We start from the raw sequence: 25455 nt of genomic DNA on the forward strand, positions 1-25455 counted from the left end.
GATGCCATGCGCGGCGCGGCCGCCCGCGCCTGCGGCTTGCTCAAGGTGCTGGCCAATCCGGACCGGCTGCTGCTGATGTGCCAACTGGCGCAGGGCGAACTGCGCGTGGGCGACCTGGAGGCGCGCCTGGGCATCCGCCAGCCGACCCTGTCGCAGCAGCTCGGCGTACTGCGCGACAGCGGGGTCGTGTCCACGCGCCGCGAAGGCAAGCACATCTTCTACGCCATTGCCAGCCCGCAGGCAATGGCCGTCATGCAGACCTTGTACCAGCACTATTGCGCAGAGCCCGGCGACCTGGCCGCGCCGCGCTAGCGGGGCCGGCCCGCGCCCACGAATATCGAGACTTGCAGGAGACACCATGCTGATCGACCTTGGAAACTTCACCCCCACGCTGTCCTTTTCGGGCGGCGTGATGATCGGCGCCGCCGCCGCGCTGCTGGTCCTGTGCAACGGGCGCATCGCCGGCATCAGCGGCATCGTCGGCGGCCTGTTCGCGCGGCCGCGCAAGGACGTGGCCTGGCGCGCGGCCTTCCTCGCCGGGCTGGTCGGCGCGCCGCTGCTGGCGGCGCTGTCCGGCCATGCGGTGCACCCCGACATCGAGAGCGGCTGGGGCGAGGTGCTGCTGGCCGGCCTCCTGGTCGGCCTGGGGACGCGCTTCGCCAGCGGCTGCACCAGCGGCCACGGCGTGTGCGGCATCGCGCGCGGCTCGATCCGCTCGCTGGTGGCGACGCTGACCTTCATGGTGGCGGGCTTTGCCACCGTCTTCGTGACCCGCCACCTGCTGGGAGCCTGAGATGCCGATCCTGACCGCGCTGATTTCCGGCCTGCTGTTCGGCATCGGGCTGATGGTGTCCGGCATGGCCAATCCCGCCAAGGTGCTCGGCTTCCTCGACCTGGCCGGCGAGTGGGACCCGTCGCTGGTGTTCGTCATGGTGGGGGCCATCTGCGTGAGCTTCTTCGCCTTCTTCCTGGCCAAGCGCCGCCAGCGCTCGTTGCTCGGGCTGCCGATGCAGCTGCCCGCCAGCAGTGTGATCACGCTCCGGCTGGTGCTGGGCAGCGCCGCCTTCGGCGTGGGCTGGGGCCTGGCCGGATTCTGCCCCGGCCCCGCGCTGGTCGCGCTCGGGGCCGGCTATGCCAAGGCCTGGGGCTTCGTCGCCGCGATGCTGGCCGGCATGCTGGTGTTCGAAGGCGTCGAACGCGTCGGCGCGGCCCGGCGTGCGGCGCAGCCGGCGGCGGCCGGCAAGTCCTGAGCGGCGGGGCGCATCAGCACCCACAACAGAACAGAACAGAACAGAATACAAAACAACACCACACGACATGGAAGAGAGAAGACACATGCGGATTCCCCTGAAGATGGCCGTTCCCCTGGCGCTGGCCCTGGCGCTCGCCGCCGCGTTGCCGGCGCGCGCGGCGCAGGACCAGGTCCCCTTCGTCGTGCCGGACCCGGCCAGCGTGCCGAAGGGCGCGGTGGGCGAAGCCATCCTGCGCGGCAAGGCCTTGCTCAGCGATACCCGCAAGCTGTTGCCGGGCAACGTCGGCAACGGCTTGAACTGCACCAACTGCCACCTGAACGGCGGCACCGTGCCCTACGCCTCGCCGTGGGTCGGGCTGACCGCTGCCTTTCCCGAGTACCGCGCACGCAGTGGCAAGGTGATTTCCCTGCAGGAGCGCGTCAACGACTGCTTCCAGCGCTCCATGAACGGCAAGCCGCTGGCGCCCGATTCCGGCGAGATGAACGACATCCTGGCCTATATGAAGTGGCTGTCCACCGGCGTGCCGGTCGGCCACGACGTGGCCGGCCGCGGCTTCGAGAAGATCGATACGGCGCTGGTGCCCGACAGCAAGCACGGTGCCGCGCTCTACGCCGCCCAGTGCGCGTCCTGCCATGGCGCCGAGGGGCAGGGCATGCCCAATCCGGCCGGCGGCTATGTGTTCCCGCCGGTATGGGGCAAGGATGCGTTCAATGTCGGCGCGGGCATGGCGCGCTTGTACACCGCGGCGGCCTTCGTCAAGCACAACATGCCGCTGGGCCAGGGCGGCACGCTGTCCGCGCAGGACGCGGTGGACGTGGCGGCCTACTTCACGCAGCAGCCTCGCCCCGACTATGCGGCACGGGCCAAGGACTGGCCGCTGGGCGGCAAGCCCAAGGACGCGCGCTAGGCGCGGCGGGACGGGGTGCGGCAATCTGGCGCACCCGTGGCGCCACGGGAATTTGCGCCAGGTCATCGTGGCGGCGCACGCTTCCGGTAGAGTCGACGGGCGGCGGTGCGGCGGCCGCCCATTCCGCATCCATGATGCCGGCCATGGCGCCCCGGGGCGCCATGACCATTCTCCCTTGGACTAGTATGGATGGGCGGCGGCCGCCGGGCCGTCCCCGCGCGCGGCATCGCCCATGCGGCACGCGGCGGTCGCCGTCCTACAACAACGATGTGCAGTCCTACCCCCCCACATAAAGAAGGAAGCATCATGTCCAATCGTCGTCAGTTCCTGAAGACCATCCCGATCGTTGCCGCCGGCGCCATGGCCGTTTCCACCTTGGCACGTGCGCAAGCGGGTGGCGCCATGGTGGACGAGAAGGATCCGCAGGCCGTCTCGCTCGGCTACAAGGCGGACACCAACAAGGTCGACAAGGCCAAGTACCCCAAGCACGAAGCCAGCCAGCACTGCGGCAACTGCCAGCTGTACCAGGGCAAGGCCGGCGATGCCAAGGGTCCGTGCCCGCTGTTCGCCGGCAAGCAGGTGGCGATGAACGGCTGGTGCAGCGCCTGGGTCAAGAAGGCCTGATGACGGGGCGTGGGCGGAGGCAGGACGCCTCGCCCACGCCGCCGGGCAGCGCATCGTGCGCGCGCCCGGTCCCGGTTTGCCGTGGCGCAGTGAGACGATGCCGCCCGGCTTTGTGCCGGGGCTTTCCCTCCTGTTCAGTCAGCATCTTCGCGCTACGCTGGCAATTCCCGATTATTTCTCCGCTTTTGTCTCGATCCTGCTCATGTCGGGTGCGTCGCGCGTCGCCCGCGCTACCATTTCCGGCGCCGTCCTGCCTTGGCCGGCTTCAGCCAGCCTTAAGCCTGTTCCCCTAGCCTGAGCGCAGATCGGTGGCGCCGCGCCCTGCGGCCCCGCCCGCCGGCCCAGGGAGAAGCGGATGACAGAACCGGCCTGGTATCGTCGCCGATGCGGCCGACCGCCGCTGGCGGCACGTCCCGCCTGGCAGCGTGGCCGGGCATGCGGGCGGCGCGCCCGGCCGCAGCGCGAGCGTGCGCTGTAGCATCGCCCCGCGCCCCTGCCGGCCTGGAAGTCGGGCGCGGCAGGCCGGCCGCAGGCCGACACCGATGCTGACACTCCGAAACTGGCGCCCGCGGGCCGGATTGTGAGAAAATCGCGCCCCGATAAGAGAAGAAAGCGGCTATGGCCGCCTTTTCCGGCCAGCCATGGCATGGCCGGGAAGTGGCCGGGAAGTGGCCGCGCGCGCCGCGCGCAGGTTCAAGGACAACGGCGGATTGCCGTTAAGGGCGAGGCGGGACGTTGGCATGGTAGGTGCCGGCGCCCTGGCCGGTCCTGGCTGTCGCACGGCATCCGGAGAGGAAGAAACAGGGAAGGCGTGGCGGCCACACGCACGGTGTGGCGCCGGCCTCGGAAGGTGCCGCTCTGGCGCCGGTCCACGACAATCGATCGCACTTATCTGCCACGACAGCGCCCCGCAACGGCCGGCGCGCGCCGGCGCGGGTGCAATACGGAATCACGATCACCCAACGCGCACGGCATGGCAATGGAATTCGGTATTCGTGCCTGGTCCGCCCGGGCCGGCGGACTGCAGGCGGAGCAGGCATGGCGGGAATGGTGCGCGGCGCCGTGGCTGCCGTCCGCCTCGGCCGCCGCGGCCGACCTGGCGCTGGAGGCCATGGCGCCGATGCTGCGCCGTCGCGTCGTGCCGCTCGGCCGCGTCGCGCTCGCGCCGGCCTACGAATGCCAGGCCCAGGGTGGCGGCATTCCCACCGTGTTCGCCTCGCGCCATGGCGACGTGCAGCGCGCCTACGACATGCTCTCCGACCTTGCCGCCGAAGGCGGGGTCTCGCCGACCGCCTTCGGCCTGTCGGTGCACAACGCCATCGGCGCCCTGTATGCCATCGACCGCAAGGATGTCGCCTGCCAGCAGGCTGTCGCCGCCGGACGCGATACGGTCGAGGCGGGCGTGGTGGAAGCGTGCGCCCTGCTGGCCGACGGCGCGCCGGAAGTCCTGCTGGTCCACTATGAGGCGCCCTTGCCCGAGGCCTATGCGGGCTTCGCCGACGAGCCTGCCGCGCTGTACGGCTGGGCCTGGCGCCTGGGCCGGCCGCGCGCCGGCGAGCCGGTGTTCTCGCTGGCGCCGATCTCTTCCGCCGTGCCCGCCGCACCTGCATCCGGCCCAGCGCCCGCGCTGCCGCATGGCCTGGAGGTGCTGCGCTTCATGCTGTCGGGCGAGGCCGGGCTGATCCACCACGGCGAGCAGTGCGCCTGGCAGTGGCGGCGCCATGGTTGACCGCATCGACCGCGCCTGGCGCGTCTGCGCCACCGGCGTCTGCTTCTCCACCTTCGGGCTGGGCGGGCTGCTGCTGCGTATCGTGGTGTTCCCGCTGGTGGCGCTGCTGCCCGGCCCGGACCTGCGGCGCCAGCGTGCCTGCAAGCAGCTGGTGCACCATGCCTTCCGGCTGTTCCTGCTGCTGATGCGCGGGCTCGGCGTGCTGCGCTACGAGATCCGGCATGCCGAGCGGCTGCGCCGCAGCGGGCTGCTGATCGTCGCCAACCACCCCTCGCTGATCGACGTGGTCTTCCTGATCGCGCTGACGCGCCGTGCCGACTGCGTGGTCAAGGCCGGGCTGGCGCGCAATCCGTTCACGCGCGGACCGGTGCTGGCCACCGGCTACGTATGCAACGACGCTGGCGCGGCCATGGTCGACGATTGCATCGCCTCGCTGCGCGCGGGCAACAACCTCGTGATCTTTCCCGAGGGCACGCGCACGGTGCCGGGCGCGCCCATGCGGCTGCAGCGCGGGGCGGCCAATATCGCCGTGCGCGGCGGCTTCGCGCTGACACCGGTGGTGATCCGCTGCGAGCCGCCCACGCTGGCCAAGGGCGAGAAGTGGTACGCGGTGCCGCTGCGGCGGCCGCGTTTTGTCATCGAGGTCAAGGATGATATCGACCCCGCCGCCTGCCTGGCGGCCGGCGTCGACGATGCCCTGGCCGTGCGCCAGCTGACACAGGCGCTATCAGAATATTTTTCCAGGGAGGTGGGCCGTGAAGGCGCTTGAAGAAGACATCAAGGAACTGATCATTGCATCGCTGTCGCTCGAAGACCTGAGCCCGGCCGACATCGACGCGCAGGCGCCGCTGTTCGTCGAGGGGCTCGGCCTCGATTCGATCGACGCGCTCGAGCTGGGCCTGGCCCTGCAGAAGCGCTTCGGCGTCAAGCTCGACGGCGACAAGGAAGCGGTGCGGGCACGCTTTGCCAGCGTCTCCGCGCTGGCTGCCTTCATCGCCGCGCAACGCAGCGAGGCGGCGGCCTGAGCCGGCCGGCGCCCCGATCTCATTGAGGAGGAATCGAACATGACCCACGAGGAAATCTACGCGCGCGTCGCCGCGGTGCTGCAGGAGAGCTTCGAGATCGACGCCGCGCGCATCCGCCCCGAGGCGCTGCTCTACGACGATCTCGACATCGACAGCATCGATGCCGTCGACCTGCTGGTGAAGCTCAAGCCGATCCTGAGCACGCCGCCGAAGCCCGAGCATTTCAAGTCCGTGCGCACCGTGCAGGACATCGTCGAGGCACTGGCCCGCCTGATCGACTCGCCGACCCCGGCCTGAGGCCGGTCCGCCATCCCGCTATCCCGCTATCCCGCCGACCCGACCACCATGTTGCGCAACACCCTGCTGGCCGTCCTGCTGCTGTGCTATCCGGTGCTGGCCTATTTCGGCCTGCAGCACTGGTCGCCGCGCACGATGGCGCTGGTGCTGCTGGCGCTGGCGCTGCTGCGCGCCTGCGCCGGACGCCGCCAGGGCTGGTGGCCGATGGCCGCCGCGGCAGCGCTGCCGGCGCTGGCCGGCCTGGTGTCCGACCGCGCGTTGCCGCTCAAGCTCTATCCCGTGATGGTCAATCTCGTCATGCTCGCCGTGTTCGGCTGGAGCCTGCTCGGCCGGCAGAGCCTGGTCGAGCGCATGGCACGCCTGCGCGAGCCCGACCTGCCGCCGGCCGGCGTGCGCTACACGCGCCGTGTCACCCAGGCCTGGTGCCTGTTCTTCGTCGTCAACGGCACACTGGCCGCGCTCACCGCCTGCTTCGCCAGCGACCGTGTCTGGGCCCTGTACAACGGCGGCATCGCCTATGTGCTGATCGGCGCCATGTTCGGCGGCGAGTGGCTGCTGCGGCGGCGCGTGATGGCAAGGAGCGACCATGCGTGAGTGGCGCGGCGTGAGCGGCACGATGGCGGCGCTGGCAGGACTGCCGGCGCCGGCACGCGCGCGTCCGGTGGCGGGGGCGGGCGCGGCAGGGTGGGATGCCGACACCTTCCTCGCGCGTGCCCGGGCCTGGCGCCAGGCCTTTGCCGCCCGGCCCGGCACGCGCTGGGCGCTTTACCTGGACGGCCATGCGGAGTTCGCCGCGGCATTGTTCGGCGCCTGGCATGCCGGCAAGCATGTGGTGCTGCCCGGCGACGCGCTGCCGGCGACGGTGGCGGCGCTGCGTGGCGGCGCCGGCGCGGTGGATGGCCTGGCGGGCGAGCTGCCGGGCGGGCTGCTGCCCGCTCCCGCCGGCCTGCCGGAGGCGGCCGGCAGTGGCGAGGCGGCGGCCTGGCCGCCGCTGGACGCGCGGCACTGCGGGCTGACCCTGTTCACCTCGGGCTCGAGCGGCGTGCCGCAGGCCGTGCCCAAGCAGCTGCGCCAGCTGGAGGCGGAGGTGGCTGCGCTGGAGGCGGCCTTCGGCGCCGCGCTGCCGGATGGCGCGCAGGTGCTCTGCACGGTCGCGCCACAGCATATCTACGGGCTGCTGTTCTGCGTGCTGTGGCCGCTCGCGGCCGGCCGCCCGATGCCCCTGGCGCGCCTGGCCTTCCACGAAGAGCTGGTGGCGCAGGCCGCCGCGCTCGACGGCCCGGCGCTGCTGGTCAGCAGCCCGGCACACCTGCGCCGCCTGCCCGAAGGGCTGGACTGGGCGCCGGCGCGGCGCGCGCTGCGTGCCGTGTTTTCCTCCGGCGGCCCGCTGCCGGCGCAGGCCGCCTCGGATGCCCTGCGCCACCTCGGCCAGGCGCCGATCGAGGTCTTCGGCAGTTCCGAGACCGGCGGCATCGCCTGGCGCCAGCAAGCGCGCCAGCAGGAACGCTGGAGCCCCTTGCCGGGCGTCGACTGGTGCCTGCGCGACGGACTGCTGGCGGTGCGCTCGGACCACCTGCCGGACGCCGGCTGGCATGTCTGCGCCGATCTGGCGCAGCCGGCCGCAGACGGCGGCTTCGTGCTGGCGGGTCGCGCCGACCGCATCGCCAAGATCGAAGAGAAGCGGGTCTCGCTGAGCGCGGTGGAGCGTGCGCTGGCGGCGACGCCGCTGGTGCAGGAGGCGCGTGTCACGCTGCTGGAGCTGGCGGTGGGAACGCGCCTGGCAGCGGTCGTGGTGCCCGCGGCGGCGGGGCAGGCCGTGCTCGCCGCGCAGGGCCGCGCCGGCCTCGCCGCCGCGCTGCGCGAGGCCCTGGCCGATACCGTCGATACGCTGGCGCTGCCGCGCCGCTGGCGTTTTCCCGCCGCGCTGCCGTGCAATGCGCAGGGCAAGACCAGCGATGCCATGCTGCGCGCGCTGTTCCGGCGCGTGCTGCCCGAGGTGCGCTGGCTGGACGGAGACGGAGACGGCGACGGCGCCACGGCGACGGCCGAGCTGTACATCGATGGCGAGCTGGCCGTCTTCGACGGGCACTTTCCGCGCGCGCCCATCGTGCCCGGGGTGGCCCAGGTCGAGTGGGTCATGCAGCTGGCGCCGCAGCGCCTGCCGGTGCCGCCGCGCACCGCCTTCCAGCGCCTGGACGTACTCAAGTTCCAGGCGGTGATCGTGCCCGGCAGCACGGTGGCGCTGGCGCTCACCTGGCAGGCCGAGCGCGCCACGCTGGCGTTCCGCCTGAGCTCGGCGGCCGGCACGCACGCCAGCGGCCGCATCGTGTTCGGAGCCACACATGACTGAGCGTGCCGCGCAGGCCTTCCGGCCGGTCGTGCTGGTGCCGGTCTACGACCACGAGCGCGCGATCGGCGCCATGGTCGACGCCATCCTGGCCGAACAGTGCCATTGCCTGCTGGTGGACGACGGCAGCGGCCCCGCCTGCGCGCAGGTGCTGCGCGCGCTGGCCGCGCGCCATCCGCAGCAGGTCACCCTGATCCGCCTGCCGCAGAACCAGGGCAAGGGCGGCGCCATCATGGCCGGCTTCGAGGCGGCCTGGCAGCGCGGCTATACGCACGCGCTGCAGATCGATGCCGACGGCCAGCACGATGCCGGCTGCATCCCGCAGTTCCTGGCGCTGGCGCGTGCCCACCCGACGGCGATGATCTGCGGCCATCCCCTCTATGACGACTCGGTGCCGCGCGTGCGCAAGCTGGCGCGCTACCTGACCCATGTGTGGGTCTGGATCAACACCTTGTCGCTGGCCATCCGCGATTCCATGTGCGGGCTGCGCGTCTATCCGCTGGCGCCGGTGCGGGCGCTGCTGGCGCGGCAGGCGCTGGGCAAGCGCATGGAGTTCGACACCGAGATCCTGGTGCACCTGGTCTGGCGCGGCGTGGCCATCGTCAATGTGCCGACGCGCGTGACCTATCCCGCCGACGGGGTGTCGCACTTCCGCGTCTGGCGCGACAACGTGCTGATTTCCTGCATGCATGCGCGCCTGTTTGCCGGCATGCTGCGGCGCCTGCCGTGGCTGCTGTGGCGCAGATTGCCGCGCGCGGCCGGCGGAGCCCGGCCATGAGCACGCCGCAGGCACCGCGCCATTGGAGCACCATCGGCGAGACCACCTCGGTGTGGGGCATCTGGTGCCTGTACGCGCTGTACCGCGTGTGTGGCCGCGGCCTGTTCCGCCTGGTGCTGTATCCGGTGGTCGCCTACTACTGGCTGGCCAATCCGCTGGCGCGCCACGCCTCGCTCGACTATCTGCGGCGCGTGCAGGAACAGGGCGGTGCCACCGGGCTGCCCGCCGGCACGCAGCCCGGGCGGCGCCACAGCCTGCGCCACCTGCTGTCCTTCGGCGAGACGCTGCTGGACAAGCTGCTGGCCATCGGCGGGCGCTATCCCTTCGGCGCGGTGCGGCGCGAAGGCGAGGCGGTGCTGCTGCGCCAGATCGAGTCGGGGCAGGGCGGCATCATCGTCACCGCGCACATGGGCTGCCTGGAGCTGTGCCGGGCGCTGGCCGGCCAGCGTGCCGGGCTGCGCCTGACGGTGCTCGTGCACACCGCCCATGCCGAGCGCTTCAACCGCATCCTGGCGCGCCTGGATCCGCGTTCCGGCCTGCAGCTCTACCAGGTCGACGACCTCACGCCGGCCAGCGCCGCGGAACTGGCGGCGCGGGTGCGTGCCGGGGAGTTCGTCGCCATCGCCGGCGATCGCGTGCCGGTGCACGGCGGGCGCGCGGTGCGCGTGCCCTTCCTCGGCGCGCCCGCGCGCTTTCCCGTGGGCCCGTACGTGCTGGCGGCCTTGATGGAGTGTCCGCTGTTCGCGCTGGGCTGCGTGCGCACGCGTGGCGGCCACCTGCTGCGTTTCACCGAGCTGGCGCGCGACGTGCGCCTGCCGCGCGGCGGGCGCGAGGCCGCGCTGGCCGCGCATGCCGCCGGCTTTGCCGCGTGGCTGCAGGCGCTGCTGCTGGCCTCGCCCTACGAGTGGTTCAATTTCTACGACTTCTGGGCCGGCGGCGAGGCATCCGCCGCGTCCGGACAGGATGGCGCGACGCGCCCGCAACGGAACGGCCCATGACATCCGAACTCAGCCACGAGATCACCCTGACACCTGCCTTCCACGACCTCGACCCGATGAACGTGGTCTGGCACGGCAATTACCTGCGCTACTTCGAGCAGGCGCGCTGCGCGCTGCTGGCGCGCTACCGCTACGACTATCCCGCCATGCGCGATTCCGGCTACCTGTGGCCGGTGGTCGACCTGCGCATCAAGTACGTCCAGCCGTTGCACTATGGCCAGTCCGTGCTGGTGCGCGCCACCATCACCGAGTGGGAGAACCGCCTGAAGATCGAGTACCTGGTGCGCGACGCGGCCAGCGGGCGGCGCCTGACCAAGGGCTACACCATCCAGGTGGCGGTGGAAGCGACCAGCGGGGAACTCTGCTTCGTCTGTCCGCCGGTGCTGTGGGAGCGCCTGGGGATCAAGCCATGAGGCTGGGCCAGGCGGGCGCCGCCGGCCTGCTGGCGTTGCTGCTGGGCAGCGGCGCGCTGGCTGCGCCGCCGCCGGCGCAGCGCGCGTCCGCCCCGGCGGCCGACGTGCTGGCCGGCGTGGCCGCGCGGCTGGATCCCGCGCCGGTCGTCCACGGCCGCTTCGAGCAGACGCGCCACCTGGCTGGCTTCGCCAACCCGCTCGTGGCGCGCGGCGACTTCGTGCTGGCGCGCGGGCGCGGCGTGTCCTGGCAGACGCGCGAGCCCTTCGTCTCCAGCCTGCTGGTGACGCCCGAGCGGCTGGTGATGCGCGGCGCCGACGGCACCGTGCAGCAGCAGCTGCAGGCCGATGCGCAGCCCGCCATGCGGCAGGTGGCGCAGACCGTGATGGCCATGCTGCAGGGCGACCTGCGCGCCTTGGCGGCACGTTTCCAGGCGGAGGGGAAGCTGGCCGGCGCGCACGGCTGGTCGCTGTCGCTGGTGCCGGCCGACGCCGGTCTGCGCAGGGCGTTCAGCCGCATCGAGCTGAGCGGCGACCGCTTCGTCCGCTCGGTGCGCTGGGAGGAGGCGGGCGGCGACAGCACGCTGGTGCGGATGATCGAGCCCGGCACGGCGGCCCGCCTGACGCCCGAGCAGGAGCGGCGCTTTGACTAGCCGCGGGTCCGCGAGCGCACGCGCGCTGGCCTTCGCCTGGCTGCTGCTGGTGCTGGCACTGGTCGTGCACCAGGTGCAGTTCTGGCGCGATGCCCGGCTCGACACCGACGTGATGGCATTGCTGCCGGCCGATGCGCGCAGCGCGCTGGCGGACCAGGCCCTGCGCCAGTTGGCCGACGGCGCCTCGCGCGAGGTCGCCGTGCTGGTGGGGGCGCCGGCCTGGGAGCAGGCGCGCGCCGCCGCGCGCCGCTTCAGCGCCGCGCTCGGCGACGGGGGCGGCCTGCTGCAGCCGCAGGACCGCCTGGCCGCCTTCGATTTCGATGCCGCGCTGGATTTCTACCGCCCGTGGCGCGACCGCCTGCTGACCGACGGGCAGCGCCAGATGCTGCGCGCCGCCGATGGCGAGGACCTGGCGCGGCAGGCGCTGGCGCGCCTCTACCAGTTGTCGGCCGGCCCCCGCCTGACGCAATGGAGCGAGGACCCGCTCGGCCTGTGGCCGCAATGGTGGCTGGCGCGCGCCGGCGCCACGCGCGTGCAGGAACGCGACGGCCTCGCCACCGTCGAGGCCGACGGGCGCCACTGGGTGGTGCTGAGCTACCGCATCACGCGGCCGGCCTTCAGCGCCAGCGGCGCGACCGACTATGCCGACCTGCTGGCGCGCGCCCGCGCCGCTGCGCAGGCGGACCCCGCCGGCGCGGTCGAGGTCATCGCCGCCGGCATCCCGCTGCACGCCGAGGCCGCCGCGGCGCAGGCCAACCGCGAGATGAACGTGATCGGACTCGGCTCGCTGGCGGCGGTGCTGCTGCTGGTGTGGCTGGCCTTCCGCTCGCTGCGTCCGATCGTGCTGGTGGCGCTGTCCCTGGCGATCGGCACGGCGGCAGCGTTGTCGGTGACGGCGCTGGTGTTCGAGCGGGTGCACTTGATCACCCTGGTGTTCGGCGCCAGCCTGGTCGGGGTGGCCGAGGACTACGGCATCCACTACTTCGTCGCGCGCCAGGCCGAGGGCGGTGCGCCGCCACGGCGCGTGATGCGCGCGCTGCTGCCCGGCATGGCGCTGGCCCTGGCGACCAGCGTGGTGGCCTACCTGGCGCTGGGCATCGCGCCGTTCCCGGGCCTGCGCCAGATGGCGCTGTTCTCGGCCACCGGCCTGGTGGCGGCCTGCCTCACGGTCGTGCTGTGGTTCCCCTGGCTGGACCGCGGCGGCCTGCGCCCGACCCCGCTGTCGCAGCGGCTGGCCGCCAACCTGGCGCGCTGGCCGCGCGTGGGCGCCAATCGTGCCACGGTGCTGCTGGCGCTTGCGCTGGCGGTGTGGATCGTGCCCGGCCTGATGCGGCTGCAGGTGGCCGACGATGTGCGCCAGCTGCAGAGTTCGCCGGCGGCGCTGGTGGCGGCGCAGCGCGCCGCCGGCCGCCTGCTGGCGGCGCCCAGCCCCGCGCAGTTCGTGCTGGTGCGGGGTGGCTCGCCCGACCAGGTGCTGGAGCGCGAGGAGGCCGCGCGCGCGGCGCTGGCGCCGCTGCTGGCGCGGCAGGAACTGGCCGGGCTGCTGGCCTTGTCGGACTGGGTGCCGTCGGCCCGGCGCCAGCAGGCGGACGCCGCGCTGGCGGCGCCGCTGGAGGCGGCCGCGCGGGCGCGCGTGGCGCAGGCCCTCGGCGGCGCGGCGGTTGTGCCGGCGCGCGCACCGGCGCGCAGCCCGCTGCGCCTGGAAGACTGGCTGCGGCACCCGGTGTCCGCCATGCTGCGCCCGCTGTGGCTGGGCCGGATCGATCAAGGGTATGCGAGCGTGATCCTGCTGCAGGGGCTGGAGCGTCCCGGCACGATGCGCGCGGTGGCGGATGCGGTGAGCGGGCTGTCTGGCGTACAGTGGGTGGACCGCGTGGACGGCATGAGCCGCCTGCTGCGCCACTACCGCCAATTGATGAGCTGGCTGCTGCTGGCCGGTGCCGCCGGCGTCGCCCTGCTGCTGGCGTGGCGCTATGGCCGCGCCAGCTGGCGGGCGCTGGCGCCGACGCTGCTGGCGGCGCTTGCCGCGCTGGCGCTGCTGGGCTGGCTGCAGATGCCGCTGCAATTGTTCTCGGTGCTGGCGCTGGCCTTGCTGCTCGGCGTCGGTGTCGACTACGGCATTTTCCTGCTGGAGCACCCCGGCGACGGCGCCTCCTGGACCGCCGTGGTGCTGGGCGCGGCGAGCACGCTGCTGGCCTTCGGCCTGCTCGCGCTGTCGGCGACGCCGGCGCTGCGCGTGTTCGGGCTGACCATGCTGGCCGGCGTCGGCACCGTGTGGGGACTGGCGCCATGGTTCCGTCCGGCGCAGGCGCCGGGCGGGGCACCAGGAGATCGAGGCTTCGTGCCGGCGCACCCGCGGGGGGCGCCATGACGGGGCAGGAATTCGAGAAGGATGGAGTACGCTGCATGACAAGCGAACAGGTAGAACAGGTCGATGTGCTGATCATCGGCGCGGGCCCGGCGGGCTCGGTCGCCGCGGGGCTGCTGCGCCAGCGCGGCATCCAGGTGCTGGTGCTGGAGAAGGAGACGTTCCCGCGTTTCTCGATCGGCGAGAGCCTGCTGCCGCAGAGCATGGCCTATATCGAGGCGGCAGGGATGCTGCAGGCCGTGGTGGAAGCGGGCTTCCAGTACAAGAACGGCGCCGCCTTCTCGCGCGCCGGCCGCCATACGGCCTTCGATTTCCGCGACAAGTTCTCGCCGGGCTGGGGCACCACCTACCAGGTCCAGCGCGCGCACTTCGACGACGTGCTGATCCGGGAAGCCGCGCGCCAGGGCGCCGAGGTCCGCTTCCGGCACCAGGTGCTGGCCATCGACGTGAGCGGTGCCCGCCCGCTGGTGACGGTGCAGGCGCCGGACGGCGCGCGCTACCAGGTGAGCGCCGGCTTCCTGCTCGATGCCTCCGGCTTCGGCCGCGTGCTGCCGCGCCTGCTGCAGCTCGAGTCGCCCTCCGGCTTCCCGGTGCGCAGCGCGCTGTTCACCCACGTCGAGGATCGCATCCCCAGCGGCGAGTTCGACCGCAACAAGATCCTGATCAGCGTGCACCCCGAGCACGTCGACGTCTGGTACTGGACCATTCCCTTCTCCAACGGCCGCTGCTCGCAAGGGGTGGTCGCGCGCAAGGAATTCCTCGACGGCTACGCCGGCGACGAAATGGCGCGCCTGCGCACCCTGGTCGGCGAAGAGCCGGGCCTGGCGCGCTTGCTGGCCGATGCGCGCTGGGATACGCCGGCACGGCAGATCGCCGGCTACTCGGCCAACGTCAGCTCGCTGTGGGGCAACGGCTATGCGCTGCTGGGCAACGCGGGCGAGTTTCTCGACCCGGTGTTCTCCTCCGGCGTCACCATCGCCTTCAAGTCGGCCAGCCTGGCGGCGGACTGCCTGGCACGCCGTTTCGCTGGCGAGGCGGTCGACTGGGAGGCCGAGTTCGCCCGGCCGCTGAAGGCCGGCGTGGATTGCTTCCGCACCTTCGTCGAAGCCTGGTACGAAGGGCGCTTCCAGAAGCTGATCTTCCATCCCGACGCCACCGACGAGATCCGCCGCATGATCAGCGCCATCCTGGCCGGCTACGCCTGGGACCGCGACAACCCCTTCGTCACCGAGTCGCGCCGCCGCCTCAACGTGCTGGAGCAGTTTTGCGCCGACTGAGCCCCGACCGCCTGGCGTGGCGTGATGCCATGCCGGCGCTGGTGTCCGCCCTGGTGACGGCATGGGTCTCTGCCGGCTGCGGCACGTCCGCGCCGCCCGCCGCCAGCCCGGCCGTGGCGGCTGCGTCGCCCGCTCCGGCCGCTGCGGCCGCCGCCGCGCCGCTGCTACGGCTTGCGCCGGCCGCGCTGGGGCGCACCCTGGCCTGGCAGCAGCAGATCCGCGTGCGCTTCCGCGATGGCGCCGGCGCCGACCACGTGCGCGAACTGCAGGCCCTGCTCGAGGCCGATGCCGGCACGACCCGGCTCGCCGCGCTGGCGGGCGGGCAGGTGCTGGCGCGCCTGGCCTGGGACGGCACCCGCCTGCAGGTGTCGCGTTCGCCGTGGGCTCCGGCCGAGCTGATGCCGGAGCGCATCCTGAGCGACCTGCAGCTGGCGCTGTGGCCGTCGGCCGCGGTGGCGGCGGCGCTGCCGCCGGGCTGGACCCTGGCCGAGGGGCCGGGCTGGCGCGAGCTGCGCCAGGGCGCCGAAGCCGTGGTCGCGATCGGCTATCCGGGCGACCCGGACAATCGCGGCGACCGGCTCATTGCGCTGGCCCACCGGCGCGATGGCTACACGCTGGAGATCCGCAACCTGGCTGCGGCGCCGGCCGGCGATGGAGTCCGCCCATGACCGTATTCCTCAACCAGATGGGCGTGGCGTGCGCGCTCGGCATCGGCGCCGAGGCCGTGCGCGCGGCGCTGTGGCGCAGCGATGGTCCCGCCGGCGGCGAGCTGACCGAGCGCTACACCCCGGGCGAGTGCCTGCACCTGGGCACGGCGCCCTTGGCCGCCGATGCCGCCGCCGCGTTGCCGGCGGACACGCCGGTGGCGCAGCGCACGCGCAACAACGCCATGCTGCTGGCCGCGCTGGAACCGCTCCGCGCCGCTGTCGACGCGGCGGTGGCGCGGCACGGTCCGGCACGCGTGGCGGTGGTGCTGGGCACCAGTACCTCCGGCATCGCCGAAGGCGAGCGCGCGGTGGCGGCGCGCGCGGCGTCCGGCACGTGGCCGGCGGGCTATGTGTACGGGCAGCAGGAACTGGGCTCGCCCGCGCACTTTCTCGCCCGCCTCACCGGCGCGCGCGGGCCGGCCTATGTGCTGTCGACCGCCTGCTCCTCCAGCGCCAAGGCGATGGCCGCCGCCGCGCGCCTGCTCGCCTGCGGCGCCGCCGATGCGGTGCTGTGCGGCGGCGTGGATACCTTGTGCGGCTTCACCATCGCCGGCTTCCGCGCGCTGGAGTCGGTCAGCCCGCAGCGCTGCCTGCCGCTGTCGGCCAACCGCGCCGGCATCCACCTCGGGGAAGGCGCGGCGCTGTTCCTGATGACGCGCGAAGCGGGCCCGGTGCGGCTCGCGGGCTGGGGCGAAAGCGCCGATGCCTACCATATCTCGGCACCCGAGCCGGGCGGGCAGGGCGCGCGCACGGCGATGGCGCAGGCGCTGGCCCGCGCCGGCATCGACGCGCGCGCGGTCGACTACGTCAACCTGCACGGCACCGCCACGCCACAGAACGATGCCATGGAACTGCCTGCGGTGGCAGCGCTGCTGGGCAGCGACGTCCCGGTCAGCTCGACCAAGCCGCTGACCGGCCATGCGCTCGGTGCCGCCGGGGCGATCGAAGCCGCACTGCTGTGGCTGACGCTGGTGGACAATCCTCAGGGCAGGCTGCCGCCGCACTGGTGGGACGGCGTGGCCGATCCGGCCTTGCCGCCGCAGCCGCTGGTGGCGCCCGGCGACGCGCTGGGGCGGGCGCCGCGCTACCTGATGAGCAATTCCTTCGCCTTCGGCGGCAGCAACGGCGTGCTGCTGCTGGACCAGGGCTGAACATGATGGAGACAGCGCAGATGACTGACAGCCAGCATGCCGGCATCGCCGGGGTGGCGGCAGGCCCTGTCGCGGCGGCGCCCGAGGTGCTGCCGCCGGTGGCCGAGGTGGTGCCGCACGCCGGTGCCATGCTGCTGATCGACGCCTTGCTGCATGCCGGCGAGGACGACGCGGTGGCGCGTGCCACGGTGCGCGCCACCCAGCTCTTCGTCGACGAGGCCGGCATGCCGGCCTGGGTCGGCGTGGAGTACATGGCGCAGACCATCGCGGCCTGGGCCGGCATGCGCGACCGCCGCGCCGGGCGGGCGCCGGGCATCGGCTTCCTGCTCGGCACGCGCCGCTACGAATGCGCGCAGCCTTCCTTCGCGGTCGGCAGCGAACTGACCATCCGTGTGCGCTCGGAGCTGGCGGGCGACAACGGACTGGGCATGTTCGCCTGCACCATCGAGCAGGACGGCCGCATGCTGGCGCAGGCCAACCTCTCCGTCTACCAGCCCGACGACGCGCAGGCTTTCCTGCAGGCGCAGGCGGGCACGCGGCCAACGACACAACCTGAAGCGACACAAGCAGGGAAATTCCAAGGGTAACAAGCATGAGCAACCTCAACGTACTCGTCACCGGATCCTCGCGCGGCATCGGCCGTGCGGTGGCGCTGCGCCTGGCGCGCGACGGCTACGACATCGTCGTGCACTGCCGCGCGCGGCGCGATGAAGCGGAGTCGGTCGCCGACGCCGTGCGCGCGCTCGGCCGCAGCGCGCGCGTGCTGAGCTTCGACGTGGCCGACCGTGCCGCCAGCAGCGCCGCCCTGCTGGCCGACATCGAGGCGCACGGCTGCTACTACGGCGTGGTCTGCAACGCCGGGCTGGCGCGCGATGCCGCGTTCCCGGCCATGAGCGGCGAGGAATGGGACGAGGTGGTGCACACCAACCTGGACGCCTTCTACAACGTGCTGAACCCGGTCGTGATGCCGATGGTGCAGCGCCGCGCGCCGGGCCGCATCGTCACGCTGTCCTCGGTCTCGGGGCTGGTGGGTAATCGCGGCCAGGCCAACTACAGCGCGGCCAAGGCAGGCATCATCGGCGCCACCAAGGCGCTCGCGATCGAACTGGCCAAGCGCGCCATCACCGTCAACTGCGTGGCGCCGGGGCTGATCGACACCGACATGGTCGAAGCGCACGTACGCGAGGAGGCGCTGAAGATGATCCCGGCGCGCCGCCTCGGCACGCCCGACGAAGTCGCGGCCGCGGTGGCCTTCCTGATGTCGCCGGACGCGGCCTACATCACCCGCCAGGTGATCTCGGTCAACGGAGGGATGATCGGATGAAGCGTGTCGTGGTCACCGGCGCCGGCGCGGTCTGCGCGCTGGGCAACGATTGGGCGGCGGTGCGCGCGCGCCTGCAGGAAGGGCGCAGCGCCGTGGTGCGCATGCCGGACTGGGCCAGTTTCCGCGGCCTGAACACCCAGCTCGCGGCACCGGTGCCGGACTTCGAGCTGCCGGAGCACTACACGCGCAAGCGCACGCGCGCGATGGGGCGGGTGGCGCTGATGTCGGTACTGGCGGCGGAGGCCGCCCTGCGCCAGGCCGGGCTCGAAGGCGACCCGCTGCTCGGCAGCGGCCGGCTGGGTATCGCCTATGGTTCCTCGACCGGCACGCCGGCGGCCGTGGCGGACTTCGGCCGCATGCTGACCGAGCGCTCGACCGAGGACATCACGGCCACCACCTATATCCGCATGATGCCGCACACCACGGCGGTCAACATGGGGGTGTTCTTCGGCATCACCGGCCGCATCATCACCACCTCGAGCGCCTGCACCTCGGGCAGCCAGGGCATCGGCTATGCCTACGAGGCGATCCGCGCCGGGCGCCAGGTGGCCATGCTGGCCGGCGGGGCGGAAGAACTCGACCCGACCGAGGCCGCGGTGTTCGACACCCTGTTCGCCACCAGCACGCGCAACGATGCGCCGCACACCACGCCGCGCCCCTTCGACGGCGCGCGCGACGGGCTGGTGCTGGGCGAGGGCGCCGGCACGCTGCTGCTGGAAGAGCTCGAACACGCGCAGGCGCGCGGCGCGCGCATCCTGGCCGAGATCGTCGGCTTCGGCACCAACAGCGACGGCGCCCACGTGACCCAGCCCAAGGCCGACACCATGGCCCAGGCCATGCGGCTGGCGCTGGAGGACGCCGGGCTGGAGCCCGCGCGCATCGGCTACGTGAATGCGCACGGCACCGCGACCGAGCACGGCGACATCGCCGAGGCGCAGGCCACCCACGCGGTGCTCGGCGACGCGGTGCCGGTCAGCTCGCTGAAGAGCTACATCGGGCATACGCTGGGCGCCTGCGGCGCGCTCGAGGCATGGATGACCATCGAGATGCAGCGCGACGGCTGGTTCGCGCCGACGCTGAACCTGGCCACGCCCGATGCGCGCTGCGCGCCGCTCGACCACATCATCGGCGCGCCGCGCCGCCTCGACGCGGAATTCGTCATGAGCAACAACTTCGCCTTCGGCGGCATCAACACTTCGCTGGTGTTCCGCCGCTGGCCGGCCTGATTCCACCGGCGGCCGCGCTGGCGGCCGCCTTTTTCCACCATCCTTACCGAGCAGGAGGAATTCCCATGAAGTTCACGCTGTCCATCGCCGCCGCCGCCCTGTGCGTCACCGCGCTGCATGCGACCCCGGCGCTCGCGCGCGACACCAGGTATCTGCTGCCGCTGCAGGAGGTGCTGGACATGCCGGAAGCCAAGGAGAAGCTGGATGGCTCCGTGCGCTTCTTCCTGAGCGGGCAGAAGACCCCCAAGGTGCTCGAGACCAAGGACAGCGACGTCTCCAACCGCAAGACCAACGGCGTGGGCAAGAGCGACGAGGACGCCTGCCGCTGGGCCGCGCTGTCGGCCCTGCTGGCGTTCCAGGACAAGGCCAGGGAAAACGGCTCCAATGCCGTGGTCAATATCGTCAGCTACTACAAGAAGAACGAGATGGCGAGCGCGACCGACTATGAGTGCCACGCCGGCGCGGTGGTGGTGGGCGTTGCCCTGAAGGGCACCTACGCCAAGGTCGCCAACTGAACGGTACCGGGCGGCCAGGGCGCGGGCAGGTGAGCGGGCAGGTGCGCGGGCAGGCGCCGGCCTCCACACCCGCAGCCCTGCGCGTGACCGTGCTGACGGACACCGTGGACGGGCTCATGTGCGCGCTGCCGCCGCCGGCCGGCTGGCTGTCGCCCGCCGAGCTGGTCCGCTTTGCCGCCCTGTCGGCCGGCCCGCGCCGCGCGCAGTTCGTCGCCGGCCGCTGGCTGGCGCGCCAGGCGCTGGCCCGGGCCATGGGCGGCGGCTGGGGCGACTGGACCCTGTCGGCGGGAGGCGAGGGCCCGCCGCTGGCGAGCGGGCCGTATCCGGCCTGGATTTCGCTCTCGCATTCGGCCGACCGCGTGGCCTGTGCGGTGGCCGCCGCGCCGGTCGGCCTGGACCTGGAAGCGATCCGGCCGCGCCGCGGCCTGGCCGCGCTGGCCGAGGCCACCAGCAGCGCCGCCGAACGCGCTGCGCTGCCCGACCTGGTGCGCGCGGAGGCGGACGAGCCGGCACGGCTGCTGGCCTTCCTGCACGCCTGGACCCTCAAGGAAGCCTGGCTCAAGCGCAACGGTGGCAACCTGTTCGCCGCCATGCTCGGCCGCGAGGCCACGCTGCGCGCCGTGTCCGCCGCGCAGGCCGATGCCTGCACCTGGGTCGCCCATGGCGCGGTGTTCGCCCTGAGCAGCGGCGGGCCGGCACAGGTGGATGGCGCCGCCGCGCGGACGCTGCGCCACTGGTGCCAGCAGCCGCCGGCCGGCGCGCAGGATGGCGGCGGCAACTGACATCCGCGATGCGGGCGGAGCTCGAGCTGAGCCGAGCCTAGCCTAGCCTAGCTTGGCCCTCGGGCCCGTACGCCCGCCTCAGGCGAACATCGCCGCGATCACGCCGCCCATCTCATGGCGCCGGCTCGCCGGCATGCGCGTGGTGGCGGAGACGATGCTGATGGCCGCATCCGGCCCCATCGGCGGTGGCAGCACATAGCCGATGCCCGCCACGCCTTCGGCACCGGCCAGCGCGTAGCCCAGCCGGCGGCAGCGCTCGACGCCGCGCTGCAGCTTGAGCAGGCTCAGTCCGCCGGCCTCGTATTCGCCGCGGTGGCGGGCGAAGTGCGCGGCGATCTCGCTATTGTCCAGCCCGGCCAGCAAGGCCATGCTGCCGGTGCCCTGGCCCAGCAGGCGCGAACTGCCGGTCAGCATGTGGAAGGACTTGATGCGGTGGCTGCCTTCCTCGGTGTGCAGGCAGTGGCCGTGGTCGCCCAGGCGGGCGATCAGGAATACGGTGTCGCCGGTCAGGCGGGCCAGAGCCTTCATCTTCACCACCAGGGCGCTGTCGGCTGCGGTGCGGTTCAGTGCGCGCAGGCCCAGTGCCATCGCTGCCGGGCCGAGGTGGTAGCGCTTGCCGGCGGCTTCGCGCTCCACCTGGCCGGCGCTTTCGAGGAAACGCACCATGCGGTGCGCCGTGGTGCGGTCGATGCCGGCCAGTGCCGCCAGGTCGGGGAGCGCCAGGCCCGTGCCGTTGTGCGCGGCAAGCAACTCCAGCAAGGTGAAGACGCGCGCCAGGCTTTGCACGCCCGGGCGGGCAGGGAGGGCGGGGAGGGGGCTGGCGCTCATCGGGGTGCGTAATGGCGACGTAATGGCGACGCAATGGCGACGCAATGGCGACGTGATGGTGACGTGATGCCGTGGCGAGGCGGGCGGCCGGAGCATCCGGTGCTCCGGCGGATCCGGCACGTTCGTGCGTTTGTGCACATTATGCACAAAGACCGGTTTTCCAGTTGTGAGCGGGACGGCCATGGTTTGCAATCGCTCCATCACGGAACCACCCCCTGTGCCATGACTCCCATCGAATCCCGCCTCGACCCGGCATCCGCCGCCTTCGCCACGCAGCGCAGCGGCATGGCCGCGCTGATCGAGCAGATGCAGGTGCTCGAGCGCCGCGCCAGCGATGCCTCGGAGCGCGCCCGCCCGGCCTTCGCCAAGCGCGGGGCGCTGCTGCCGCGCGAACGCCTGGCGCGCCTGCTCGATCCCGGCTCGCCTTACCTCGCGCTGGCCAAGCTGGCCGGCTACGGCATGGATGATCCCGACCACGCGACCTCCATCCCCGGCGGCTCGCTGCTGGCCGGCATTGGCTTTGTCAGCGGCGTGCGCTGCATGGTGGTGGTGACCGACTCCGGTATCGACGCGGGCGCCATGACCGAGGGCGGCAACCTGAAGATGATGCGCTGCCAGGAGATCGCGCTGGAAAACCGGCTGCCCTTCGTCCACCTGGTGGAGTCGGCCGGCGCCAACCTGCGCAAGTACCGTGTCGACAAGTTCATCCGCGGCGGCGCCATCTTCTACAACCTGGCGCGGCTGTCGGCCGCCGGCCTGCCGGTGATCACCGTGGTGCACGGCTCGTCCACCGCGGGCGGGGCGTACATGCCGGGCCTGTCCGACTACGTGGTGATGGTGCGCCAGCGCGCGCGCGCCTTCCTGGCCGGGCCGCCGCTGCTGAAGGCCGCCACCGGCGAGATCGCCACCGACGAGGAGCTGGGCGGGGCCGACATGCATGGCGGCATCAGCGGCCTCGCCGAGTACCTGGCCGAGGACGACGAACATGCGATCGCCATGGCGCGCGACGTGATGGCCAGCCTGGACTGGGCCGATGCGGGCGTGCCGGCCGCGCAGCCGGCACGGCCGCCGCGCCTCGATGCCGACGAACTGCTCGGCGTGATGACGCTGGACATCAAGCGGCCGGTCGACATGGTGGAAGTGATCGGGCGCCTGGTCGACGATTCCGCCTGGCTGCCCTTCAAGCCGGACTACGGTCCGGCCACTGTATGCGGCCACGCGCGTATCGAGGGCCATGCGGTGGGCTTCATCACCAACAACGGGCCGATCGACCCGGCCGGCGCCACCAAGGCCGCCCAGTTCATCCAGGCCTGCAACCAGTCCGGCACCCCCATCGTCTTCCTGCAGAACACCACCGGCTTCATCGTCGGCCGGGCCTCGGAGGAGGCCGGCATGATCAAGCACGGCTCGAAGATGATCCAGGCCCTGTCCAACTCCAAGGTGCCGCAGATCACGCTGTACTGCGGCGCGTCCTATGGCGCCGGCAATTTCGGCATGTGCGGACGCGGCTTCCGCCCGCGCTTCTGCTTCTCGTGGCCGAATGCACGCACCGCGGTGATGGGCGGGGAACAGGCGGCGATGACGCTGGAGATCGTCGCGCGCCAGCAGGCCGAGCGCAAGGGCGCGGCGGTCGACGAAGCGCGCCTGGCGCAGCAGACCGCGGAGATCGTCGCCAACTTCGAGCGCCAGGCCAGTGCCTTCGTCACCAGCGGGCTGCTGCTGGACGACGGCGTGATCGATCCGCGCGACACGCGTGCCGTGCTGGCCTTCGTGCTGGCCACGGCGCGCGAGGCGCAGGCGCGCGCGCTGCGGCCGGTGCAGTTCGGCGTGGCGCGCTTCTGAGGCGAGTTGCCGGGGCGCGTGATCGAAGCGAGCGCGGCGCGGGTTCGCTCCCCTCTCCCGCATGCGGGAGAGGGGCCGGGGGAGAGGGCAGGCGCCTGCATGGAGCGAGCGGGGTCGTTCCAGCGCATGCCAGTCCTCTCCCCCGGCCTTGCCGCCACGACGCCCGGGAGCCGCCCCTTACGACACAACCGATCCCACCAGATCCGACCAGACCACAGCAGTTCAGGAGACAAGTGATGCTCTACACCGAAGACCACCGCAACATCATGGACAGCATCCGCCGCTTCGTCTCGGCGGAGATCGATCCGCACGTCGACGAATGGGAGGCCGCCGAGATCTTCCCCGCCCACGCCCTGTTCAAGCAGATGGGCGAGCTCGGCTTCCTCGGCATCACCAAGCCGGTCGAGTACGGCGGCCTGGGACTGGACTTCTCCTACGCGGTCGCCGCCGCCGAGGCGCTCGGCCATATCCGCGCGCAGGGCATCGGCATGGGCATCGGCGTGCAGACCGACATGGCCACGCCGGCACTGGCCGCCTTCGGCTCGGACGCGCTCAAGCGCGAGTTCCTGGCGCCGGCCATCGCCGGCGAAATGGTGGTGTCGATCGGGGTGTCGGAGGCGGGCGCCGGCTCCGACGTGGCCTCGCTGAAGACGCGCGCGCGCCGCGATGGCGACGACTACGTGATCAGCGGCTCCAAGATGTGGATTACCAACGGCACCCAGGCCGACTGGATCTGCCTGCTGTGCAACACCTCCGACGGTCCGGTGCACAAGAACAAGTCGCTGATCATCGTGCCGCTGCGGGAGGGCGGCAAGCGCGCGCGCGGCGTCGAGGTGCAGAAGATCAAGAAGTTCGGCATGTGGAGCTCGGACACCGCGCAGATCTTCTTCGACGAGGTGCGGGTGCCTGCGCGCAACCGCATCGGCGAGGAGGGCATGGGTTTCATCTACCAGATGAAGCAGTTCCAGGAGGAGCGCCTGAACGGCGCCGCGCGGCGGCTCGCCGCCGGCTGGCTGATCGAGGAGACCGCCGCCTACCTGCGCCAGCGCAACGCCTTCGGCAAGCCGCTGCTGGACAACCAGTTCATCCAGTTCAAGCTGGCCGAGCTGAAGACCGAGCTGGAGGCCCTGCGCGCGCTGGTCTACATGGCCACGCAGACCTATATCGACGGCGGCGACGTGGTCGAGCTGGCCTCGATGGCCAAGCTCAAGGCCGGCCGCGTATCGCGCGAGATCGCCGACTGGTGCATGCAGTTCCAGGGCGGCATGGGCTACACCTGGGACAACCCGGTCTCGCGCGCCTACCGCGACTTCCGCCTGGGCTCGATCGGCGGCGGCGCCGACGAGGTCATGCTGACCGTGATCGCCAAGCAGATGGGGTTGATGGCGCGCGGCTGAGCGTGCCGCACGGCCGCCAGGGCCGGGCCATCACCTTACCTTGGCAAGGCAGCACCGCTGCCGATCGCCAATCACCAAACGCCAATCACCTTTCGTCAATCGCCATGCCATACGACGCCGCACAAGCACCGGTCATCGTCCGCCGCTACCAGGACGTGCTCTTCGTCACGCTGAACCGCCCCGACACGCGCAACGCGCTGGCGCCGGAGGTGGTGGACGAGCTGGCCGCGGCGGTCGACGCGGCGCGCCGCGATACCTCGCTGCGGGCGCTGGTGCTGCGCGGCGCCCAGGGCTTCTTCTGCGCCGGCGGCAACGTGGGCAACTTCCAGGCGCGCCTGGCGGCCGCGCCGGGGCTCGATGACCCCGTGGCCGCGCGCAACCGCCTGTTCGGCCATTTCATGCAGGCCTTGGCCGAACTGCCGCTGCCGGTGATCGCGGTGGTGGAGGGCGCGGCCATGGGCGGTGGCATGGGCCTGGCCTGTGCGGCTGACGTGGTACTGGCCACGCAGGACGCGCGCTTCGCGCTGAGCGAGACCTCGCTCGGCATCATCGCCGCCCAGATCGCCCCCTTCGTGGTGGCGCGGCTGGGTGCGCGCGTCACGCGCCGCCTGGGCCTGACGGGCGAGCGCGTCAGCGGCGAGGCGGCGCGCGCGCTCGGCGTGGTCGACGAACTGGCCGTGGACAGCGCCGCGCTCGACGCGCTGCTGGCACGCTGGCTGACGCAGCTGTGCCGCTGCGCGCCCCATGCCAACCGCGCCTTCAAGCAACTGGTGCCGCGCTGCGGCGCGGAGCCGCTGCCCGGCCTGCTGGACGACGCGGCGCGCGTGTTTGCCGAGTGCATACGCGACGAGGGCGCCGAAGGCGTGCAGGCCTTCCGCGACAAGCGCGATGCCGCCTGGGTCGCGCACTTCGATGCCGATGCCGTGCGCGCCGCGCAAGCGCCGGCCGTGCTGCCGCACTGACGCACCGATGCACCGATGCACCGATGCACCGATGCACCGATGCACCGATGTACTG

At 72.2% G+C, this 25455-nt stretch carries 28 protein-coding genes; 27 read left to right on the forward strand and 1 reads right to left on the reverse strand.

Going from position 1 to position 25455, the window contains the following annotated elements; translation table 11 throughout:
• Window positions 1-6 precede the first annotated feature (6 nt).
• The 24 genes from BKK81_RS26870 (at window position 7) to BKK81_RS26985 (ending at window position 20371) form a co-directional block, all read left to right on the forward strand.
• Entirely contained in the window at window positions 7-312 is a 306-nt protein-coding gene (locus BKK81_RS26870) for an ArsR/SmtB family transcription factor (protein WP_197524074.1), read from the forward strand.
• Between the two features lie 46 nt (window positions 313-358).
• Window positions 359-793 (forward strand): YeeE/YedE family protein, encoded by a 435-nt coding sequence (locus tag BKK81_RS26875; protein ID WP_071019176.1) that lies wholly within the window; start codon window positions 359-361, stop codon window positions 791-793.
• 1 nt (window position 794) lies between these two features.
• Window positions 795-1250 carry a DUF6691 family protein gene (locus tag BKK81_RS26880; protein ID WP_071019178.1) on the forward strand — a complete coding sequence of 152 codons (456 nt, stop codon included), beginning with the start codon at window positions 795-797 and terminating at the stop codon, window positions 1248-1250.
• A gap of 85 nt (window positions 1251-1335) precedes the next feature.
• Entirely contained in the window at window positions 1336-2160 is an 825-nt protein-coding gene (locus BKK81_RS26885) for a c-type cytochrome (RefSeq protein WP_071019180.1), read from the forward strand.
• A 306-nt stretch (window positions 2161-2466) separates the two neighbouring features.
• The gene (locus BKK81_RS26890; protein WP_071019182.1) at window positions 2467-2784 is read left to right on the forward strand and encodes a high-potential iron-sulfur protein; all 318 of its coding nucleotides are present in this window, start codon (window positions 2467-2469) and stop codon (window positions 2782-2784) included.
• A gap of 973 nt (window positions 2785-3757) precedes the next feature.
• Window positions 3758-4513, forward strand: a complete 756-nt coding sequence (locus BKK81_RS26895) for a beta-ketoacyl synthase chain length factor (RefSeq protein WP_071019184.1) — start codon at window positions 3758-3760, stop codon at window positions 4511-4513.
• Window positions 4506-5282 (forward strand): lysophospholipid acyltransferase family protein, encoded by a 777-nt coding sequence (locus tag BKK81_RS26900; protein WP_071019185.1) that lies wholly within the window; start codon window positions 4506-4508, stop codon window positions 5280-5282. Before BKK81_RS26895 ends, BKK81_RS26900 begins: the two co-directional genes overlap by 8 nt.
• Complete coding sequence (locus BKK81_RS26905) at window positions 5269-5538, forward strand: phosphopantetheine-binding protein (protein WP_071019187.1); 270 nt, start codon at window positions 5269-5271, stop codon at window positions 5536-5538. The genes BKK81_RS26900 and BKK81_RS26905 overlap by 14 nt, the downstream gene beginning before the upstream one ends.
• A gap of 39 nt (window positions 5539-5577) precedes the next feature.
• Window positions 5578-5835 (forward strand): acyl carrier protein, encoded by a 258-nt coding sequence (locus BKK81_RS26910; protein WP_071019189.1) that lies wholly within the window; start codon window positions 5578-5580, stop codon window positions 5833-5835.
• 48 nt (window positions 5836-5883) lie between these two features.
• Window positions 5884-6429 (forward strand): hypothetical protein, encoded by a 546-nt coding sequence (locus tag BKK81_RS26915; protein ID WP_071019191.1) that lies wholly within the window; start codon window positions 5884-5886, stop codon window positions 6427-6429.
• Window positions 6422-8185, forward strand: a complete 1764-nt coding sequence (locus BKK81_RS26920) for an AMP-binding protein (RefSeq protein ID WP_071019193.1) — start codon at window positions 6422-6424, stop codon at window positions 8183-8185. Before BKK81_RS26915 ends, BKK81_RS26920 begins: the two co-directional genes overlap by 8 nt.
• A complete protein-coding gene (locus BKK81_RS26925; RefSeq protein WP_071019195.1) occupies window positions 8178-8960 on the forward strand; it encodes a glycosyltransferase family 2 protein in 783 nt (260 codons plus the stop codon). The genes BKK81_RS26920 and BKK81_RS26925 overlap by 8 nt, the downstream gene beginning before the upstream one ends.
• Window positions 8957-9958, forward strand: coding sequence for an LpxL/LpxP family acyltransferase (locus BKK81_RS26930; protein WP_083384775.1), 1002 nt, complete (start codon window positions 8957-8959; stop codon window positions 9956-9958). Before BKK81_RS26925 ends, BKK81_RS26930 begins: the two co-directional genes overlap by 4 nt.
• Window positions 9955-10371 carry an acyl-CoA thioesterase gene (locus tag BKK81_RS26935; protein WP_071019196.1) on the forward strand — a complete coding sequence of 139 codons (417 nt, stop codon included), beginning with the start codon at window positions 9955-9957 and terminating at the stop codon, window positions 10369-10371. Before BKK81_RS26930 ends, BKK81_RS26935 begins: the two co-directional genes overlap by 4 nt.
• The gene (locus BKK81_RS26940) at window positions 10368-11021 is read left to right on the forward strand and encodes an outer membrane lipoprotein carrier protein LolA (protein WP_071019198.1); all 654 of its coding nucleotides are present in this window, start codon (window positions 10368-10370) and stop codon (window positions 11019-11021) included. The genes BKK81_RS26935 and BKK81_RS26940 overlap by 4 nt, the downstream gene beginning before the upstream one ends.
• Window positions 11014-13392 carry an MMPL family transporter gene (locus BKK81_RS26945; protein ID WP_071019200.1) on the forward strand — a complete coding sequence of 793 codons (2379 nt, stop codon included), beginning with the start codon at window positions 11014-11016 and terminating at the stop codon, window positions 13390-13392. The genes BKK81_RS26940 and BKK81_RS26945 overlap by 8 nt, the downstream gene beginning before the upstream one ends.
• 35 nt (window positions 13393-13427) lie before the next feature.
• A complete protein-coding gene (locus tag BKK81_RS26950) occupies window positions 13428-14666 on the forward strand; it encodes an NAD(P)/FAD-dependent oxidoreductase (protein WP_071019202.1) in 1239 nt (412 codons plus the stop codon).
• Complete coding sequence (locus BKK81_RS26955; protein ID WP_231908100.1) at window positions 14654-15334, forward strand: DUF3261 domain-containing protein; 681 nt, start codon at window positions 14654-14656, stop codon at window positions 15332-15334. The genes BKK81_RS26950 and BKK81_RS26955 overlap by 13 nt, the downstream gene beginning before the upstream one ends.
• Window positions 15331-16524 carry a beta-ketoacyl-ACP synthase gene (locus BKK81_RS26960; RefSeq protein WP_071019205.1) on the forward strand — a complete coding sequence of 398 codons (1194 nt, stop codon included), beginning with the start codon at window positions 15331-15333 and terminating at the stop codon, window positions 16522-16524. Before BKK81_RS26955 ends, BKK81_RS26960 begins: the two co-directional genes overlap by 4 nt.
• A gap of 20 nt (window positions 16525-16544) precedes the next feature.
• Complete coding sequence (locus BKK81_RS26965) at window positions 16545-17111, forward strand: ApeP family dehydratase (RefSeq protein ID WP_083384777.1); 567 nt, start codon at window positions 16545-16547, stop codon at window positions 17109-17111.
• 5 nt (window positions 17112-17116) lie between these two features.
• On the forward strand, window positions 17117-17848 hold the full coding sequence (gene fabG, locus BKK81_RS26970) for a 3-oxoacyl-ACP reductase FabG (protein WP_071019208.1): 732 nt from the start codon (window positions 17117-17119) through the stop codon (window positions 17846-17848).
• Window positions 17845-19074, forward strand: a complete 1230-nt coding sequence (locus tag BKK81_RS26975; protein WP_071019209.1) for a beta-ketoacyl-ACP synthase — start codon at window positions 17845-17847, stop codon at window positions 19072-19074. Before fabG ends, BKK81_RS26975 begins: the two co-directional genes overlap by 4 nt.
• A 65-nt stretch (window positions 19075-19139) precedes the next feature.
• A complete protein-coding gene (locus BKK81_RS26980) occupies window positions 19140-19589 on the forward strand; it encodes an excinuclease ATPase subunit (RefSeq protein WP_071019212.1) in 450 nt (149 codons plus the stop codon).
• 83 nt (window positions 19590-19672) lie between these two features.
• Window positions 19673-20371 carry a 4'-phosphopantetheinyl transferase family protein gene (locus BKK81_RS26985; RefSeq protein ID WP_231908101.1) on the forward strand — a complete coding sequence of 233 codons (699 nt, stop codon included), beginning with the start codon at window positions 19673-19675 and terminating at the stop codon, window positions 20369-20371.
• A gap of 78 nt (window positions 20372-20449) precedes the next feature.
• Here BKK81_RS26985 and BKK81_RS26990 read toward each other — a convergent pair whose 3' ends face one another.
• On the reverse strand, window positions 20450-21199 hold the full coding sequence (locus tag BKK81_RS26990; protein WP_071019218.1) for an IclR family transcriptional regulator: 750 nt from the start codon (window positions 21197-21199) through the stop codon (window positions 20450-20452).
• Window positions 21200-21421: 222 nt separating this feature from the next.
• On the opposite strand from BKK81_RS26990, the gene BKK81_RS26995 reads away from it, so the two are divergent.
• The 3 genes from BKK81_RS26995 to BKK81_RS27005 all read left to right on the forward strand — a co-directional run bounded on the left by BKK81_RS26995 (window position 21422) and on the right by BKK81_RS27005 (window position 25400).
• Entirely contained in the window at window positions 21422-23041 is a 1620-nt protein-coding gene (locus BKK81_RS26995; protein WP_071019221.1) for an acyl-CoA carboxylase subunit beta, read from the forward strand.
• A 236-nt stretch (window positions 23042-23277) separates the two neighbouring features.
• Window positions 23278-24438, forward strand: a complete 1161-nt coding sequence (locus tag BKK81_RS27000; protein ID WP_071019223.1) for an acyl-CoA dehydrogenase family protein — start codon at window positions 23278-23280, stop codon at window positions 24436-24438.
• Window positions 24439-24542: 104 nt separating this feature from the next.
• Window positions 24543-25400, forward strand: a complete 858-nt coding sequence (locus BKK81_RS27005) for an enoyl-CoA hydratase/isomerase family protein (RefSeq protein ID WP_071019226.1) — start codon at window positions 24543-24545, stop codon at window positions 25398-25400.
• Window positions 25401-25455 lie beyond the last annotated feature (55 nt).

Origin of the sequence: Cupriavidus sp. USMAHM13 (assembly GCF_001854285.1) — a bacterium.
GTDB classification, from domain to species: domain Bacteria; phylum Pseudomonadota; class Gammaproteobacteria; order Burkholderiales; family Burkholderiaceae; genus Cupriavidus; species Cupriavidus malaysiensis.